The 19,271-nt window shown below is 47.7% G+C and carries 12 protein-coding genes and 1 riboswitch; of the genes, 4 read left to right on the forward strand and 8 right to left on the reverse strand.

Features of this window, described 5'->3' with window-relative positions:
• The 3 genes from BN93_RS05585 to BN93_RS05595 all read left to right on the forward strand — a co-directional run.
• Positions 1-721: hypothetical protein (locus BN93_RS05585; RefSeq protein WP_019187362.1), on the forward strand; the 721-nt coding region annotated here is incomplete at its 5' end.
• Positions 722-771: 50 nt separating this feature from the next.
• Positions 772-2,295: a leucine-rich repeat domain-containing protein gene (locus BN93_RS05590; protein WP_019187363.1), complete on the forward strand. Its 1,524-nt coding sequence runs from the start codon at positions 772-774 to the stop codon at positions 2,293-2,295.
• Between the two features lie 295 nt (positions 2,296-2,590).
• Positions 2,591-5,083, forward strand: coding sequence for a YfhO family protein (locus BN93_RS05595; RefSeq protein WP_019187364.1), 2,493 nt, complete (start codon positions 2,591-2,593; stop codon positions 5,081-5,083).
• Positions 5,084-6,525: 1,442 nt separating this feature from the next.
• On the opposite strand, the gene pnuC is transcribed toward BN93_RS05595, so the two are convergent.
• Together pnuC and BN93_RS05610 are read right to left on the reverse strand one after the other, a co-directional pair.
• Entirely contained in the window at positions 6,526-7,119 is a 594-nt protein-coding gene (gene pnuC / locus BN93_RS05605; protein WP_019187368.1) for a nicotinamide riboside transporter PnuC, read from the reverse strand.
• A 142-nt stretch (positions 7,120-7,261) separates the two neighbouring features.
• On the reverse strand, positions 7,262-9,544 hold the full coding sequence (locus BN93_RS05610; RefSeq protein ID WP_019187369.1) for a TonB-dependent receptor: 2,283 nt from the start codon (positions 9,542-9,544) through the stop codon (positions 7,262-7,264).
• Between the two features lie 33 nt (positions 9,545-9,577).
• Positions 9,578-9,672, reverse strand: a riboswitch (TPP riboswitch).
• Positions 9,673-9,937: 265 nt separating this feature from the next.
• Between BN93_RS05610 and typA the strand changes: the two genes are divergently transcribed.
• Positions 9,938-11,740: a translational GTPase TypA gene (gene typA, locus BN93_RS05615; protein ID WP_019187370.1), complete on the forward strand. Its 1,803-nt coding sequence runs from the start codon at positions 9,938-9,940 to the stop codon at positions 11,738-11,740.
• 184 nt (positions 11,741-11,924) lie between these two features.
• On the opposite strand, the gene BN93_RS05620 is transcribed toward typA, so the two are convergent.
• The 6 genes from BN93_RS05620 to BN93_RS05645 form a co-directional block, all read right to left on the reverse strand.
• Positions 11,925-12,908, reverse strand: a complete 984-nt coding sequence (locus BN93_RS05620) for an alpha/beta hydrolase (RefSeq protein WP_019187371.1) — start codon at positions 12,906-12,908, stop codon at positions 11,925-11,927.
• Positions 12,909-12,942: 34 nt separating this feature from the next.
• On the reverse strand, positions 12,943-13,779 hold the full coding sequence (locus BN93_RS05625; RefSeq protein ID WP_044259995.1) for a CPBP family glutamic-type intramembrane protease: 837 nt from the start codon (positions 13,777-13,779) through the stop codon (positions 12,943-12,945).
• 159 nt (positions 13,780-13,938) lie between these two features.
• Positions 13,939-14,463: a TetR/AcrR family transcriptional regulator gene (locus BN93_RS05630; protein ID WP_044259913.1), complete on the reverse strand. Its 525-nt coding sequence runs from the start codon at positions 14,461-14,463 to the stop codon at positions 13,939-13,941.
• Positions 14,464-16,159: 1,696 nt separating this feature from the next.
• Positions 16,160-16,537: a BACON domain-containing protein gene (locus tag BN93_RS05635; protein WP_019187374.1), complete on the reverse strand. Its 378-nt coding sequence runs from the start codon at positions 16,535-16,537 to the stop codon at positions 16,160-16,162.
• A gap of 168 nt (positions 16,538-16,705) precedes the next feature.
• Entirely contained in the window at positions 16,706-18,562 is a 1,857-nt protein-coding gene (locus BN93_RS05640; RefSeq protein WP_019187375.1) for a glycoside hydrolase family 13 protein, read from the reverse strand.
• A 229-nt stretch (positions 18,563-18,791) separates the two neighbouring features.
• Positions 18,792-19,271: alpha-1,6-glucosidase domain-containing protein (locus BN93_RS05645; protein WP_044259915.1), on the reverse strand; the 480-nt coding region annotated here is incomplete at its 5' end.

Raw genomic sequence — 19,271 nt, forward strand, 5'->3', positions numbered from 1 at the left:
CGCCGACTCGAAGGTGGCAAGCATCTCCATATCAAAAGACACGCTGCGCATCAATGGCTTGTTGGAAGGCGAAACCTACGCCACCGTCCTTTCGGGCGACTTCCGCCGCAAGCTAAAAATCAGCGTTGTGGTTCCGCCCATCAGCATCAGCGACTCCGAAATACGTCTTTATCCGCGCGACGAGAGCAAGTTTGTTAGTCTTGCAGGCGGCGGCGACCTCGCTCGCCTTACCATAGACGACCCCGACAGCATACTCAACACCAAATGGAACGCCAAGACTGGCATCCTAGAAATTGCTGCCGCTTACGAAGGCGAGGCCAACATAAAGGCTATTGGTGAAGACGGCAAGTTTAAAACGCTTAAAGTAACCGTACGTTGCAGCGGGTCGGCACAAAAGGTGGGCGTATACGGCACCACTTCGCGAAGTATTTATCAACAGATGAACACCGTAATGGCCGTTCGCCGACCGGGTATCGGCGTTTGGCTGATGAATGGCGCGCGCCCCGCAGCAGCCAGACGAGTGCTTAAAATAAAACCCGCCATCGTTGCGCCAAAGCTTGGCCAAAAGGTGGAAGTAAACATCGGCATGAACTACCCAGAAGAGTTCAGCGGCACACTCCTGCGCGAGGGCAAACACAAGCTTACGGTTGAAGAGGTGAGAGAACAAAACGTGGTGTTGCGCGGCAGAGGCTTTAAACTGGTTCTGCCCTACGAACGTTAAACGCCAAACAAACGATAAACAAATAACCATTTAAATATATAGAACAATACATGTTACAGATTTTTACAAGCAAAAAGAACCTGGCAATCATGGCTTTCGCCATGCTATGCACCACAGCCAACGCCTTGGAAAAGAGCGTTACGCTGACCGAGGCAGGTACGTTGAGCAAACAAATCGCTACCAGCGAGAAGTTAACCATCACCGACCTGACCATCACTGGTCCCATCAACACCGCCGACATCCTCTTTATCCGCCAGATGGCTGGTGCGAATAATGGCGACAACGAACCTATCAACGCAGGCAAGCTACAACACCTTAACCTGCGCGCCGCACACTTCACCAAAAGCTCTGGGGCGTACTTCTTCATGAAGAAAGGCCTGTCGAATGTGGGATATGGCATATCAGAAAACGACCTCGTAGACCAATACATGTTCTTTGGCTGCGACAAACTGGTTGAGGTGAAACTGCCAGCCACTACGCAAAAGATAAACAATAACGCTTTCTCGGGCTGCTCTAAACTTACCACTTGCGCCATTCCCGTAGCCGTAACCCACATCGGCGACAATGCTTTTGCCAAATGTAAGGCACTAAAAGAAGTGAACATACCTGCCGCAGTGACCTACATGGGCACCGCTGCCTTTTCAGAGTGCACGAGCATTGAGACCGTAAACTTCAACGAAGACTGCCAGATAAAAGAGATACGTGCAAACACGTTCAATGGTTGCAGCGCGCTGAAAAGCGTAAAATTGTCGTCGGGAGTAGAAGAATTAGGCAGTAAAGCCTTCGCCAATTGCACCTCGCTCAACACCTTTACCTTGCCAGCATCGTTCATTGAGAAAGCGGCCGACACCTTTAAAGATACGCCCATCAAGAACTATGAAGTGGAAGAAGGCATCGACGGCTTTTCTTCTGTTGGCGGTGTGCTGTACAACGAAGACCAGTCTGAACTGCTACTCTACCCCATCGCACGCGAAGATAAGTCGTTTATCGTACCCCAATCGGTGGGCGGCATAGCCGAACAAGCATTCGCAGGGGCAAAAAACCTTACCCACATTACGCTTTCTGAGAGTATCACCAACATCCAATCGAAGACTTTTGCAGGGTCGGGACTTACCGAGATTGTCATTCCTGCCGAGGTAACCTCCATCGGTTCCGAGGCCTTCATGGGCTGCAACGCCCTAACTAGCGTTACGTTTAAGGGCGGTCCTAGCGGCATTGGCGAAAGGGCTTTCTTTGGCACACGCCTCTCTACCGCTACTTTCAACGTGATGAACGCTGTACCCGAACTAGGCAAACAAGCTTTCTACTTGGCTCGTACACAAACCACCTTCTTTGTTCCAGCCGACAAAGTGGAAACCTTTAAGAATGCCCTTCTCGCAGCAAGTGCCGTGTCGCCTTCTCGTTTTGAGGTTAAACCCCTCACCACTTCGTCTATCGAAGGGCTGCAGCAAGAAGAGACCGCAGCCGAAGTGTCGCGTTACAACGCCGCTGGCCAGCGCATCTCCGCTCCCGTTCGCGGTCTGAACATCGTGAAGATGGCCAACGGAAAGACCGTTAAAACCGTTGTTAGATAAGGCTAAAACATCGCCATTAAAACATACAACGCCCATTGGTTGTGCCCTTACCCCAATCCGGTAAGCGGCACAACCATTTGTTTTTACGGGGCATCGCATTCACTTCCCTACCCGCTTTCACACCATTTCACCGTCCACAAGCAGCATCATCAATACTAATGGCCTTCTGCAAGTACGGCTTTTACTCTCCCCTTACCCCACACATTTGCCCTTCTCTGTCAAAATTAACAGCATAAAGGGCGCGAAATACACATATTATATATATCTTTGCAGGACAGATTTTATTTATACCATAATGGAAATACTAAAAAAATACCTGTTCGATGTGGTGGCCGTTGTGGCCTTTGCCGTATTGGCCTACGCCTATTTTGTACCTGCCACCATAGACGGACGCATACTTTATCAGCACGACAGCGCAGCAGGACGAGGCGCAGGACAAGAGGTGTTGAAGTATAAAGAGAAGACAGGAGAGACTTCCAGATGGAGCAACGCCACGTTCAGCGGTATGCCCACCTACCAAACCTCGCCCTCGTATCCCAGCACAAGCGTGCTCTCGACCGCAACTAAGGCCTACCACCTGTGGATGCCCGACTATGTGTGGTATGTTTTTGCCTACCTTTTGGGCTTTTACATATTGCTACGCGCATTCGATTTCAGGCAATCGTTGGCCGCACTTGGCGCGGTGATATGGGCATTTTCAAGCTACTTTTTCATTATCATCGCCGCCGGACACATCTGGAAGGTGATGGCCCTTGCCTATCTGCCGCCCATGATTGCGGGTATTGTATGGGCTTATAGGGGAAAGTACGTGCGCGGACTGATTGTTACAGCCGTGTTTACGGCCTTCGAGATATACGCCAACCACGTGCAAATGACGTATTATTACCTCTTCATTATCTTCTTCATGGTTATTGCCTATCTTGTGCAAGCCATCAGGGAGAAACAGTTGGCGCGTTTCTTTAAAGCCACTGCGGCATGTGCCGTTGGCGCAACACTTGCCGTTTGCATCAACCTAACCTCGCTTTACCACACTTGGCAATACGGACAAGAGTCGATGCGAGGTAAAAGCGAACTGGTGAAGAAGAACAACGCCAACCAATCGAACAGCGGATTGGAACGCGACTACATTACGCAATGGAGTTACGGCATCGGCGAAACATGGACGCTCTTGGTGCCAAACGCCAAAGGAGGAGCATCCGTACCCATGTCGGCCAACCCCATTGTACAAGAGAAAGGCAACCCCGAACTGGGCTATCTCTATCAGCAGATTGGCCAATATTGGGGCGAACAGCCAGGCACTTCGGGCCCTGTGTACGTGGGAGCGTTTGTGCTGATGCTCTTCATACTGGGACTTTTCATCGTGAAAGGTCCGATGAAGTGGGCTTTGGTGGCCGCCACGGTGCTGTCGATTGCCCTCTCGTGGGGTAAGAACATGATGTGGCTAACCGACCTTTTCATCGATTACATGCCGCTATATGCCAAGTTCCGCACGGTGGCCTCCATCCTCGTCATCGCCGAATTCACCATTCCGCTGCTTGCAATAATGGCTTTAAAGAAGATTATCGACGAACCCGACCTGCTTACACACAAGATAAAATACGTGTACATAAGCTTTGGACTAACGGCAGGCATGGCCTTGCTGTTCGCCCTCATGCCCAGTGTGTTCTTCGGTTCGTTTGTATCTAGCGACGAGCTGCAAGCCTTATCGCAGTTTCCACAACAGCAACTCAACCCCATTCTTACCGACCTAACCCAAGTTAGGCAAGCCATATTCAGGGCCGACTGCTGGCGTTCGTTCTGGATTATCGCCATCGGCACAACCTTCTTGCTGCTATATAAGGCCAAGAAATTGAAGTCCGAGTATCTTGTTGGGGCACTAACGCTGCTGTGCCTTATCGACATGTGGCAGGTAAACAAACGCTATCTGCACGACGATATGTTTGTGGAGGCCTCTGTTCGCGACCAACCGCAACCCTTAGACAATACAGACCGACTGATATTGCAAGACAAGGGGTTGGATTATAGGGTGCTGAACCTGGCATCGAACACCTTTAACGAAAACGAAACTTCGTACTATCATAAGAGCATTGGCGGGTATCACGCCGCCAAGCTGCGCCGTTATCAAGAGCTGATTGAGGCTTACATAGCCCCCGAAATGCAGGGTTTGATGAAAGCCGTGGCCGAGGCTGGCGGTGATATGACACGCGTAAAGGGCGACTCCATCTATCCCGTTATCAACATGCTCAACGCCAAATACTTTATTCTGCCGCTGCAAAACAACCAGAAAGTGCCGCTCCTAAACCCATACGCCTTTGGCAATGCGTGGTTGGTAGACAAGGTGAAGTATGTGGACAACGCCAATGCCGAACTGGATGCGCTGGCAAAACTAAACCTTCGACACGAGGCTGTGGCCGACAAACGCTTTGAAAGTGTGCTGGGAACGAGCGTTCAACAAGGCACCATTGCTAAGGCCGAGCTGAAGAAGTATGCGCCAAACCAACTGCATTACAGCGTAGAGAGCGACAAGGGGGGCGTGTTGGTATTCTCTGAAGTGTATTATCCGGGCTGGTCGGCCACCATCGACGGGCAGTCTGCCGAGTTGGGCAGGGTGAATTACCTGCTGCGTGCGCTTGCCATAAAGCCAGGTAAGCACGAGGTTGTGCTGAGTTTCTATCCCAAGAGCATCAACCGAACCGAAACCATCGCCTACATCTCTTACGCCGCATTGCTGTTGCTTATTGCCGCAACGCTGTATTTAGATTGGAGAAGAAAGAAGAAAGAGGCGTAAAACGCTCATCATAAAACCGCCCCGAAATGCAATACATTTCGGGGCGGTTTTGTATTTGGCTAATGTGTGTTCGGCAAGCGTGTTAGCTAATATCAAGTGTTATACTAATGTCTTTTTGCACAAGCATTAAGCACCACAATTTTGCCTTATAACTAGCAAGTTCACCTCGAAGCCGTCTTTACCTTTTATATTTCTATAAATGAGGAGGAGTTTGTTCTCTCTATGATGCCAACACAAGACAAACACCCTTCTCACACACGAAGTGCCGGACAAATCAACCCACTAACTCACCAACTCCAAAAAACACCAACTCCTCAACTCAAAAAATCAAAAAACATCCAACTCACCAACTTAAAAACTCACCAACTTAAAAACTTAAATTGTTATCTTTTATTTTACAATATCGCTCCAAATTTCGCTCCGTTCTAGCGAAAATATGGGCCATAAAGTAGGCAAATCGCCCCTATTTCTAGCTTTCCACTCCTCCAGATATGTTCAATTTTAAGAAAAACACCTGTATTTTGTACCATTTAGCCTCTCTAGTTTGGTTGACAGCTCGTAATTTTCTATGCCCAATTACACGCTTTTAGCCCTTAAAATCCCACTTTTTAACTACTATTTTGCCCTTTTCGGTCATGTTTTTAGTGTTCCTAAAAGATTTTGTTTATACAATTAGTGTGGATATTTATGCTTTCTGCCTTGCATTTAGCACCTTTTTGCTTTGCATTTAGTACCATTTTGCCTGGTGTTTTGCACAAAAACGCACTGTATTTTGCACCAAAACGCACTGCATTTAGCACCAAAACGCAGTGCATTTAGCACCAAAACGCAGTGTGTTTAGCAGTAAATTGCCCAAAATCTGGTGTAAATGGCGGTCTCTCTAAATAAAAATTCATTTCATTGCATTCATAGGCTACCCCCCTTTTGCATCAAAACCAACCTTCGCGAGAATCGATTTTTTGCGACAAGATGAGCGATTGGTGGACAAAAAGGGTACTCACAATGTTAAATTTGCGACTAAAAACTAGACAAAACAAATGTATCGTAAACACGCGCGAGTGGCCATCGGCACCGAAAGCATGTACGCTTGCCGACAGCCAGCGTGGGCGGTTGCAGGGCATGCTACTTACATACTGCACCATGAAAACGCAGAAGTAACCTGCTATCGACAAGTGGTCTTCAACTTATAGAGAATGTATGAAACAACTTCCGCCAGGTGCCTTCTGAAATATAACCACGTTTTGCAACAGACAAATGGGGCGTATTTCAGGTTTTATCGTATCTTTGTCCAGGTACTTCGCACATGAACAAGGATTTATTTTGATATTAAAGCACAAAGAAAACAGGTTTCTCTCAATTTGTAGAAATATTAAGAGTCAAGACGACTTCCTCTTACAAAATTGGCAAGCCATTGGCCCAAACGCTTAACATCACCACAATATTTAGCTCCGCACCACAGCCTCGCGTTTCCACTTTCTATATCCTGCCATGGCGATAATCACGTACAGGCCATACAATAGGGCCTTAAAGGGAATGCCTTTATATACATATAAGCCCGTGCAAACCACGTCTACGGCAATCCAAAACAGCCATTGCTCAACGTATTTTCTAGCCAAAGCCCAAAGGCCAACAAAGCTTAGGGCGTTGGTAAAGGCATCTAGCGCGGGCACATTGCTGTCGGTAAAGGTTATCAGCACATAATAAGTGGCACCCCAAGCCACGACAAAGAACACCACGGTAGGCACAAACAGCCGGTGCGGCATGTGCGTAATGGGCATCTGTTGGCCTGCCGCCTGTCCGCGTTTGCGCCCAAACTTCCATACTGCGCAACCATAAATGGCGGCCAACGTGTAGTAAACGGCCATGCCCGCATCGCCATACAGTCCGTGTTGCCAATAAAGCCACACATCAAGGGCGGGCATTACGATACCCACTACCCATAAGGCTATGCTCGCACGATATTCTAACCAGATGTAAAGTAGGCCTAATATGGTGGTGAAAATGTCGAGCCAATGAAGAGAAAGGAAAGAAAGCATACGCGAGAAATTACTGCCGACGAGTTAACAATGCAACAAGTTGGCAAACTAACTAATTCATTTTTATAGGAGTAGAACAAAAAGACAAGTTGACAAGTTAACCCATCCACTGACGAACTGGTTAACTTGTCAACCTCTAATCTTAGAAAGTAACCGCCAACCTAGCCATAAAATGGAAAGGTGCAGAGGGTGCAAAGCCAGCCGCATCGCTGTCGCGCGTGCCCCAAGTATTCTCTGCAACGAGCGTAGAGCCGTCTAAACGATACTGTGGAGTGGCCCAGCCGTTGTTGTCGTACTTAGAAGAGAACACGTTGTAGAGCGTTACGCCGATGGTAGCATCCTTCAAAGCCAAGGCTTTAAGCGAGAAAGTGTACGACAAGTCGATGTCGGTGGTGAAGTATTGTTTCAGCGAAATCAAGTCGTTCACCATGTTGCCGCCTGCATCTTTGGTCTGCATCGTCTTAAAGCCCGTGTTGGTTAGGTTCTGTTCGCCCACAAAATGGCTCATCACCATACCGCGGAATCCAGCCTTATCGAACGTAAACACGTTGTTGAACACCGTGTTAGGCGAGAAAGCCAACTGACTTTCGCCAGCAATGGTGCGCACCGTTCCATCGGTAAGCTTTACGGTTACGTCTTTCACCCTATTCTTAGAGAAAGTGGCGTTGGCATCCCAACGGAACCAATCAACAGGCATCCAGGCTGCCGAAAGCTCAACACCCATGCGATAACTCTTGTCGAAATTGCGCGTAATGGGTTTGTCGAGTTTCATTTCGCCCGTAGGAACGAGTTGGTCTTTGTAGTTCATGTGGTAGAGATTAAGCCCAGCCGTGAAGTTCTTCGCGGTAAATTCGTAACCCACTTCGAGGTCGTTCAAGCGTTCGGCGCGTGGTTTTTCCAACTCTGCATCCATGTTATGCTCGTAGTTGTTGCGCACAGGTTCGCGGTGAGCGATGGCATAACTGGCATACAAACGATGCAAGGGCGACAGCTCGTAGTTAAGTCCGAACTTGGGATTGAAGAAGTTGAACGTTTCGTTTAGGTCGTAACTGAAACTGCGCTTTGCGCTTGTGGCATCTGCCGGACCCACCATGCGCACGTTTACATAGCGATATTGCAGGTCGGCAAAGGCACTAAGACCTTTCACAAACTCGTAAGTGGCTTTCAGATAAGCATTATAGTCGGTTTTTTTCGCATTGTTGTTGTAATACTCATGGTTGGGCATAAAGTCGTCTACGGGCTTCTTCACCCAGGTAACGCGGCCAAAGTGGTCGTTGCTATACCTGTTCCAGCCCTCGCCCAGCGTAGCCGAGAAGTTGCGTTTGTTGTCGTAATTCAATGCGGCAACTGCTCCATAGAAATAGTTGTCAAGCCATTTTTCGCGCACAAGCGAACTCTTTGCCTTCGTTCCACCGGCATCAAGGCCATACTGCGCCAGCTTTTGGTTCTTCTTATACTGCTCGTAATAGCCGCCGCCCTTGGTGTAATGCAGGGCAAGGTTAAGGTTCCAGTACTCTCCCATCAACTGGTTCCACAACAATTGGTAATGCTGTTGGTGGTAGTTGTCGTTCTGATTCTTATAGAATTGGGTGTTCCCTGCGGCATCATCCTCCATCTTTCCACTTGGATTGTAAGTACGTCCGTATTGCTCTTGGTCATACTTCGAGGCAAAATCCCATGCGTGATAAGTCTGTTCCACTCCGTTAAAGGTGATGAATTTCACCACGGTGGTTTCACCGAAATAGCCAGCTTGCAGGAAATAAGAGTTTAGTTTAGACGATGCGCGGTCTACATAGCCCTTCGAACCGAGGTTAGACAGTCGGCCTTGGATGCCCCAATGTCCGCCCATCAGTCCTGTACTGAAACGTACCGTTTGCTTATGCGAGTAGTAAGAGCCGCCCGAAAGGTCGAATGCGGCCCAGGGTTGCAGTCCGATGTTTTCGGTTTGCATGTTCACCGTTGCGCCAAATGCGCCCGCGCCATTGGTAGAAGTACCCACACCGCGTTGCACCTGAATACTTCCAAGGCTCGATGCAAGGTCGCCCATGTTTACCCAATAGAGCAGACTGCTTTCGGCATCGTTCATCGGGATGCCGTTGGTGGTAACGTTAATGCGACTGGCATCGGTGCCGCGAATGCGCATCGCGGTATATCCCATGCCGTTGCCAGCATCGCTGGTGGTAACAACCGAGGGCATGGTTGCGAGCAAGAAGGGGATGTCGCGCCCCGTGTTAAGGCGTTTAATCTGTTCTTGCGACATGTTGGTAAAGGCCATTGGTGTTTTCTTTGTGGCGCGCGTAGCCACCACTTGCACGTCTTGCAGCTGATAACTGCGAAGCGTATCAAGTGTTTCTTGTTTGGGGTTGGCCGAATAAGCCGTGGCGACACTAAGCAGTGCCGCGAGCAATGTCATTGTTTTTTTCATTTTTTCCTTTTGAATGAAGACACACAAAAGGGGTGTTTATCCTTCTTTTTTTCCTACGCCAGCATTGTCTGGATCAGGTCAGAGGGTTTCATCTCAGCCCGAAATGTCGGGCACCCCTTAACTCACGCTTTGTAAGTCGGGTGCAAAAGTAATGCTTTTTAAGCGAAAAATGGTTGAAAATAGAGAAAAAAGAAATTACTACACGCATTAAAGGTGCATGCAGATTGGAGGAAGGGCGACTAAAACATGAGGTGCATTGTTCATCAAATTCAAATGCCATAAGCATCTTTCTCGTTGCCTAAACGTACCAAAACGTCAGATTTAACGCAGTTACGGGGGCATTTGCCAATAATTATCAGTAACTTTGCAGTCGATTTCAATTAAGTAAAGACAATGCAAGACATTAGAAATATAGCCATCATCGCCCACGTGGACCATGGAAAAACCACGCTGGTAGACAAGATGATGCTTGCTGGAAAGCTCTTTCGCGAAGGGCAGGATAACAGCGGACAAGTGCTGGATGCTAACGATTTGGAACGCGAAAGGGGCATAACCATCCTGTCGAAGAACGTATCGATTACGTGGAAAGACGTAAAAATAAACATCATCGACACACCCGGACACTCCGATTTCGGTGGCGAAGTGGAGCGTGTTCTCAACATGGCCGACGGTTGCATTCTGCTCGTCGACGCTTTTGAAGGCCCTATGCCGCAGACGCGTTTCGTGTTGCAGAAGGCCTTACAGCTGGGATTGAAACCCATCGTGGTGGTAAACAAGGTGGACAAACCCAACTGCCGACCCGAAGAGGTGTACGAAATGGTGTTCGACTTGATGTTCTCGCTCAACGCAACCGAAGACCAACTAGACTTCCCCGTGGTGTATGGCTCGGCCAAAAACGGCTGGATGTCGTCCGATTGGAAGGCTCCCAGCGACAATATCGACTATTTGCTCGACGAGATTGTTGAGAAAATACCTGCCCCAAGACAAATTGAGGGCACGCCGCAGATGCTCATCACCTCGCTAGATTATAGCAGCTACACGGGCCGTATTGCCGTGGGGCGCGTGCATCGCGGCACTTTCACCGATGGAATGAACGTTACCGTAGTGCATCGCAATGGCGAAAAAGAACGCACACGCATCAAGGAGCTGCACACTTTCGTGGGAATGGGACACGTTAAGACCGACCACGTGGACAGCGGAGACATTTGTGCCGTTATCGGACTTGAGAAGTTTGAGATTGGCGACACCATCTGCGACTTTGAAATGCCCGAACCGCTGCCGCCAATCGCCATCGACGAACCCACGATGAGCATGCTCTTCACCATCAACGACAGCCCCTTCTTCGGCAAGGAAGGCAAGTTTGTTACCTCGCGCCACATCAACGACCGACTAGAAAAGGAGTTGGAGAAGAACCTCGCCCTGCGCGTACGCCCCTTTGAAGACTATACCGACCGCTGGATTGTTAGCGGCCGCGGCGTGCTTCACCTCTCGGTGCTCATCGAAACCATGCGCCGCGAGGGCTACGAGCTGCAAGTGGGTCAGCCACAGGTTATCTATAAGGAGATAGACGGCCAGCGTTGCGAACCCATTGAAGAACTAACCATCAACGTTCCCGAAGAGTTCGCCAGCAAAATGATTGACATGGTGACACGCAGAAAGGGCGAAATGACTTCGATGGAAACGCAAGGCGAACGTGTGAACATCGAGTTCGACGTGCCTTCGCGTGGTATCATCGGCCTTCGCACCAACGTTCTCACCGCCAGTCAGGGCGAAGCCATCATGGCTCACCGCTTTAAAGAGTACCAACCCTTTAAGGGTGAGATTACAAGGCGCACCAACGGTTCGATGATTGCCATGGAAACGGGTACCGCTTTCGCCTACTCTATCGACAAATTGCAAGACCGCGGCAAGTTTTTTATCGACCCAGGAGAAGAAGTTTACTACGGACAGATTGTTGGCGAGCATGTTCACGACAACGATTTGGTTATCAACGTAACCAAATCTAAACAGCTTACCAACGTGCGCGCCAGCGGTAGCGACGACAAGGCACGTGTTATCCCCAAGGTTATCATGTCGTTGGAAGAGGCATTGGAGTACATCAAGGGCGACGAGTTTGTGGAGGTTACGCCCAAAAGCATGCGCCTTCGTAAGATGACGCTCGACCATAACGAACGCAAACGCCTGAATAAGGAATAACGCTTGGCGCAAATGGGCCAAACGATAAGCAATTGTAGGGATGCACATCAGTGTGCATCCCTACATTTTTTTAGGCCACATCGTTGCATATAGGCTTAGATACAGTTGCGTTTATGCAGAAAATTCAAAGTCTACAAATCACCATTGCTTGGGGCCTAGTGCCTTAATCTGCCCCCAACCTGACTCATTGAAGGTTCGTCTTGAAAAACGTTTCCAGCTTATCAAACGGCACAACTCCGCCCTGATTGTCGTAAAAGTCAATGTGCCTAGCACCAGGAACTACGAACAACTCCTTCTTATCGGTTCCTATGGCTTGGTAAGCATCTTCGCTCATATAGCGCGAATGGGCGTTTTCTCCTGCAACGATAAGGGTTGGCACATTAATTTCATTAGCATAAGCAAGTATCGGGAAATTGAGAAACGAAAGCAGCGTGGTAGCCGTCCAAACCTTATTAGAGATCGAACGTTCGTGGAAACCGCGCGGTGTTTTATAAAACTCAATATAATCGTTCAAGAATTGAGGCAGCTTATCCGACGGAGTGTCTGGCATCGAATAGCCCGGAGCCGGAGTTCCCTTTTCTGCATCCGTCCAACGAATGGCATTAAGCGAGCGTTTCATTTCCAAACGCATTTCGGGCGTGTTGCTATCAAAGTAGCCTTTGCCGAAAACGCGCGACATATCATACATTACCATCGTCGCCACGGCCTTTATACGGGTGTCGACGGCCGTAGCGTTAAGTGCGAATCCGCCCCAACCGCAGATGCCGATAATGCCAATCCGCTCTCTATCCACAAAGGGCAGCAACCCCAAGCAATCCACCGCAGCCGAGAAATCCTCGGTATTGATGTCGGGCGATGCCACATTACGAGGTTCTCCACCGCTTTCGCCCGTATAAGATGGGTCAAAAGCCAAAGTAACAAAGCCTCTTTCGGCCATCGTCTGAGCGTAAAATCCCGATGCTTGCTCTTTTACAGCCCCAAAAGCACCACACACGGCAAGGGCGGCAAGCTTATTGTTTTCGCTGTTTTTCGGGAAATACAAATCGCCAACAAGGGTGATACCATAACGATTTCTGAACGAAACCTTTTTATTTTCTACCTTATCGCTTTGCGAAAATATCTTATCCCAACCATCATTGCACTTAGGCATTTCCATGTTTGTATTCATACTGCTAATATTTTAGTTCTACATTTATTCATTTTCAACTGTAACGCGCGCTACTTTTCCTTATTCGCCTTAACCATAAGCCTGTTACCAGATAGAGCAGTAGCGGAATAAGTCCAAAGCTGGGTGAAACCAACAGAGCTTTATCAGGCGACACCACGGCAAAGCCATCGGATATAAGCGGATTGAGTGCATCTTCCATCGCGTGCATCAAGACAACGAGCAACAACGAGCGCGAAAGGAAAAATATCTCGGTGTACATGATCGTCCAAACGCCAATAACGACAAAGCTAGTTACCACAAACAGCACGTTGCCGAAAGGGAAGAAGCTTGCTAAATAAGCATCGTCCAAGAGTATTAGGTAATATGGCAGATGCCATACCTGCCACACAAGTGCCACCACCAAATAAACGAGCCATTCGTTTTGGGTTAGTTGTTCCACCTTTACCGTAAGATAGCCCCGCCAAACCGACTCTTCAAAGATGTTTTTAAGACACTGGGGCAAGAAAGCTGCAATAAAGACAGGAAAATATGCAGCAATACTAAACCTGCTTACATCCACCCAACCAAACAGCTTGCCTACAAACAACGTTATGCCAATGACCACAGGATAGACAACAATGGCAAACAAATACCAACGAGCGTTCCGCCTGAAGTTAGGTTTCAACGGCAGGTCTTTCCAGCCATCGCCACCAAAAAGGCGAAGTAAAACCATACACAAGATGGGGGAAGAGATAAAAATCAACGCCCCAAGTGATTCTAAATTGGAGGGCTGACCAAGCAGCTTATCTACCCCAACGCCCACCCAACCGCAAACAACAGCCACAAAGCTGAACAATATAACGTTCCGAAGGGTTCTTTTATTGGCTTTCATGTTCTTGAAATTGCTTATCATACAGATTATCCACACACTTTCTCTCTTCTACAAAATTGCCCTAACATCCCATCAAATACCTTTCTACAACAACCCTTCCTTGGTTTAAGTGCCATTGAATAGGCATTCAATGGTGCGTTATCCCATATCACAGTGGGGTTATTTTAAAATTTCTATAATCTTTTCTTCGTCGTAAACAAACATGCCAACCGCAACCAACGAGGCAATACCATGTGCCAACATCCACGCCTTTGCGATGCCATTTTTCACCTCTTGCTCGGATAAATGTCGGCATTCATCACTACTTTTCATTACTTCCACCACCCGTTCGCTCTCAGGAAATATATCCGTAAGCTTCACCTTCATGATGTTATCCATATAAAACGCTTTAAACAGAGCAGGCTCGGCGTATGCAATTCTCACATAACCCAAGCCTAAATCCAAGAAAGCATCGCCCGTCTTAACGTAACCGAGCATTAGGTTTTGCAGGTAAGGAAGTGCCTTTCTACATACCTCGGCCTTGATTTCGTCCATATTCTTGTAGCACCAATAGATAGGCTGAGTGGAACAACCTATCTGTTTAGCAATGTTTCGGGCTGAAAGCACTTCAAAACCCTCTTTTCTCACCAACTCGAAAGCGGCTTCTATAATCACTTCCTGGGCTATTATCGTTGATCTCGGCATAAGTTTTATAATACAACTATCGTAACATAACGCATGTTATTCTTGCAAAAGTAATGCTTTTATTTGAATAAACAAAACCTTGGGTCAAAAATACATGTAGAAAAATTATTATAGATGAAAAGACCATTAGGTGTTACATGAAGGTTATACTTACACCAAATGGCGTACAACTAGCCACTAAAAGCACTGACACACGGGCATCAACGCTAATAAAAGATACGGGCTAGCACGGCCGCTAAAGTCCAATGGCCTTGTTACTTATCATACGTAACAGCATTACAGACGACAAACAACAAGATTAAGCGAGGACACCCATCACCACAGAAAGACATTTAAGACTTCACTAAACATTGAAGTAATCTTGATTTTAATGTTTCAACAAATTGAGAGGAGTGCAGCACAAGTAAACTCACTGGCTTATAAACTCACTAAGGCCCAACAACTCCCGAAGACATCAACTCACTAACTCACTAACTCGCAAACTCATCAGCTCACTAACTCATAAACTAACAACCACACACACACCCACCAACTCACTAACGCGCAAACTCATCAGCTCACTAACTTATAAACTCACAACCGCACACACCCACCAATTCATCAACTCACTAACTCAAAAACTCACCAACTCACTAACTCAAAAACTCACCAATTCAAAAACTCAAAAATTCACCAACTCAAAAACTCCAAAACTTAAATCGCTATCTTTTATTCGACAAAATCGCTCTAATTTTCGCTCCGTTCTAGCGAAAATATTGGTCAAAAAGTAGGTAAAAAGCCACTATTTCAACCCTTTCATGTCTTGATGTTTGTCTATTTTTAAGCCTAGAACCTGCATTTTGCACCATTTTGCCTTTCTAGTTTGGTTGCCAACTCATAATTTTTCAACTCCAAAAACCCACTTTTAGCCCCCAAAACCCTACTTTTTAATGGCTATTTTGCCCTTTCTGGCCATGTGTTTCGTGGTTCTAAAAGGTTCTGTTTATACAATTGCTGTGGATGTTTATGCTTTTCACCTCACATTTAGCGGCAAATCGCACTGCATTTAGCAGCATTTTACCTTGCGTTTAGCACCAAAACGCACGCCATTTAGCACCAAAACGCACTCCGTTTAGCACCAAAACGCACGCTATTTAGCGGCAAATAGCGCCGAAACAGGTGCAAACGGCGGCGTTTTTAAATAAAAATTCATTTTGCCGCATGCACACGTTAACCCTATTTTGCATCAAAACAAACCCTCGCGAGAATCGTTTTTTTGCGGCAAGGTGGGCGATTGGTGAGCAAAAAGGGCACCCATAATGTTAAATTCCTTGCTAAAAACTAGACAAAAAGACAATTATGCCGTATATGCTCACATGGCAACAGTACGGAAAACAAATACGCTTGCAACGGCCAGCGCAAGCGATTGTAGGGCATGCAGCTCACGGACAACGAAGGCAGCATGATGCAAACGCAGAAGTAAGCGGCCATCAACAAGCAGTTTTCAGCTTGTGGAGACCGCATTGAATTTCTTCTGCCCGATCGTGTTTTGAGCCATAGCCACGTTTTGCCACAGACAAATGGGGCAGAATTTCATATTTCATCGTATCTTTGTGCGGCACTTCGTACATGAGCGGAGTGTTTATCTTGGCTTTACAGCACAAAGACATAAACTCCGCTCAATTTGTAGAAAGATTAAAAGTCAAGACAACTTCATTCACTTACTTTGAGTTACTTTGATTTCTGCATCATAATTATCAACACTGCAATAAACGTAGAGCGTTCGTTTTTTCCTCGTAGTGTTCGGCTCTGCAATAATCTTCATTTCATTATTAAAAGGCCCCTTGTACTTCACTGTTAGCCAATAACACGTCGCGATGATGGTGTCGTTTTCGCCCTTGCTAAGCTTTGTTTCGCCATTTCCATTGTAATCGTTGATGCTAATACCTGTGAAAGCACTCTTGCCAGAACAAATTTTAGTGCCACCTTCTCGCCCAAAGCTTATTTTTAAGGGATAACCATAGTTGCCTGATGGGCCACAAGCCACCAGCAAGAGCAGCAATAGAAGTGCTGCAAGCCCATGTTTCTTTTCCATAATTCAGCAGTTATGTAGGTTATTTGTAAGTGATTATACGCATGCGGTGGTTGAAGTGAGTACCCCTTCTCCACCTTACTAAGGATTATCATCATCGTTCTTGCCGCTATTCAGCTCCAATATTCCGTCGGCATCATAGACACATTACAAGGGCGTTTACAGCAGAAATCACTCGCTCCACTCCACCACCAGCGTTTCGCGAGGACTGAGTTGCAGATCCTCTAACAAGCTGATGGTTCGGCCAGTAAGCACGTCGCGCACCTCGTCTGCATCGCCTATCACCTCTGCATAGCGGGCTACGGGCATGGTGGCAGACTTTGATGTGCCGTTCATAATGGTGAGAACGTGACGTTTGTCGAGGGTTCGCGCCAACACATAGATACCCTTGAAGGGGATGAAATGGGTTTGTTTGCCCTTAGAAATCACCTCGTTGCCCTTGCGCCAATGCAGCAAACGGCTCAACCAAGAGAACATGGCATTTTGTTCTTTGGTTCTTCCTTCGGGCGTAAAAGCATTTTGTTTGTCGCCTGGAAAGCCACCAGGGAAATCCTTACGCACATCTCCATCGGTCTTTTCTTTCGTTCCATTCATCAATATCTCCGTGCCATAGTACAGCTGCGGAATGCGATTCATGGTGAGCAAAAGGGCCAAAGCCTGTTTAAGCGCTAAGGTATCGCTGCCGTTTCCGAGGAAACGATCGGTGTCGTGGTTCTCTATAAAGGCCATAACCGATGAAGGATTGGGGTACAGATAATCGTAACAAAGGTCGTTGTACACCCTATTCAGGCCGTTCCACCAACCATCGGTCTCTTCGTTCTTGGCCTGATTAATGCGGTCGAAGAAAGCAAAATCCATCACCGATTTGAGGTTGCTGTTAATGGTAGACAGTTTCGAGTCTTTCTGCCAAGCCGCAGTATAGGCGGGTTCTGTAACCCATGTCTCGCCTACAGTGTTGAAGTTGGGGTATTCTTGGTTGATGCGTGCCATCCATTGTGCCATTGCCTCGCGGTCGGCATAGGGGTAAGTGTCCATCCTGATGCCGTCTATGCCCACCGTTTCAATCCACCAGATGCTGTTTTGGATGAGGTAACGCATCACGTGCGGGTTGCGTTGGTTAAGGTCGGGATATTCAGGAACGAACCATCCATCAACCGTTTCGTCCATGTCCACTTCCGAAGCGTAGGGGTCGAGTACAGGTGTTAGCTTGTAACTGGTTTGCAGATAGTTGTTTTTATAATCGGGACGATTGAACCAATTGTGCGAAGGCATGTCCTTAACCCACGGATGATCTACGCCACAATGGTTGAAAATCATGTCCATAACCACCTTTAAGCCCTTCGTATGCGACTCGTCTACAAGCCTACGATATTCTGCGTTGGTGCCAAAACGTGGGTCTACCTTATAATAATCGGTAGTACCATAACCATGATACATGTTGTAGTTGCCCTTATCAGCAGCATTATTCTCCAACACTGGCGTAAACCACAGGGCTGTAACGCCCAATTGGTTGAAGTAATCCAAGTGTCGCCGAATGCCTTCGAGGTCGCCTCCGTGCCTCAAACTGGGCTGCGAGCGGTCTACCCGATAGGCATTAAGCCCTGGAAGTGGGTGCTGTTTGGTTCCGCTCGCCGCAAAGCGGTCGGGCATAAACATGTAAAGCACGTCGGCATTGGTAAATCCCATGCGTTCTTCACCTTTCTTCTCGCGCGCTTTAAGCTCGTAGGTTACCGTCGTTTTTTGCTTTCCTTGGGCAAACACCAAGGGCACTTTGCCCGCCTTGGCTTTGCCAATGTTGAGGTAAACCAAGAGATAGTTGGGGCTATCCATGCGTTCGATGCTGGTTATTTCAACGCCAGGGTAAGTTGTAGACACATTGGCGTTGCGTATGCCTTCGCCATAGACCATCAGTTGCAACGAAGGGTCTTTCATACCCACGAACCAGTTGGTGGGGTCTATTCTCTTCACCTTTACGGCGGCCGATGCCGTTAACGAGAATAGCGTAAGGGCCAAAAGTATTTTCTTCATGTTGTTGTTTTTAAAGCCTCACCCCCAACCCCTCTCCAAGGGGAGAGGGGCGTAGATAGCTTTGCGACTTACGCTAGCTAAAAAACCTAGGGATTTTAGAGGACATCTGTGAAAAATAGGACCATTTAAGGATACCAAAAAGCAAACAGCCATACGTAGCTTTGAGGGCATTAGCCATCTTTTCTTTTTTTCATTTCTTCACCCTTAATCGGCTAGGCATATCACTCCCCTAGTCCCTTGGAGAGGGGTTGGGAGTGAGGCCGCTCATCAATATCAATGCCGACTGTGCATCAACAGTAACTTTTCCGCCTTTCATCGTGCACAGACCATCGCCGTTCACCACGCCATCGCACACCACAGCGCGATAATCGCCCTGCGGAACATCCACCACTTGCGCCTCACGGTTGGCATTAAGCAGCACCACGATGTCTTTTGCGGCATCGCCACCAGCATGGTCTTTCAGGCGGTAAGCCACCACATTGGCAGGCGCTTTGATAAATTCGAGATGCTTACGAACCAACTCGGCGTTGCCCAAACGAAACGCGGGATGAGCCTTGCGCAAGGCAATAAGACCCTTGTAATAGGCAAACACCTGCGGATAACGTTCGAGATTGGTCCAGTTAAGCTCGTTAATCGAGTCGGGCGAACAAAAACTATTGTGCACACCCTTCTTGTCGCGCAGCATCTCTTCGCCACAAAGCATGAACGG

Origin of the sequence: Prevotella conceptionensis 9403948 (assembly GCF_000312305.1) — a bacterium.
Lineage (GTDB): Bacteria > Bacteroidota > Bacteroidia > Bacteroidales > Bacteroidaceae > Prevotella > Prevotella conceptionensis.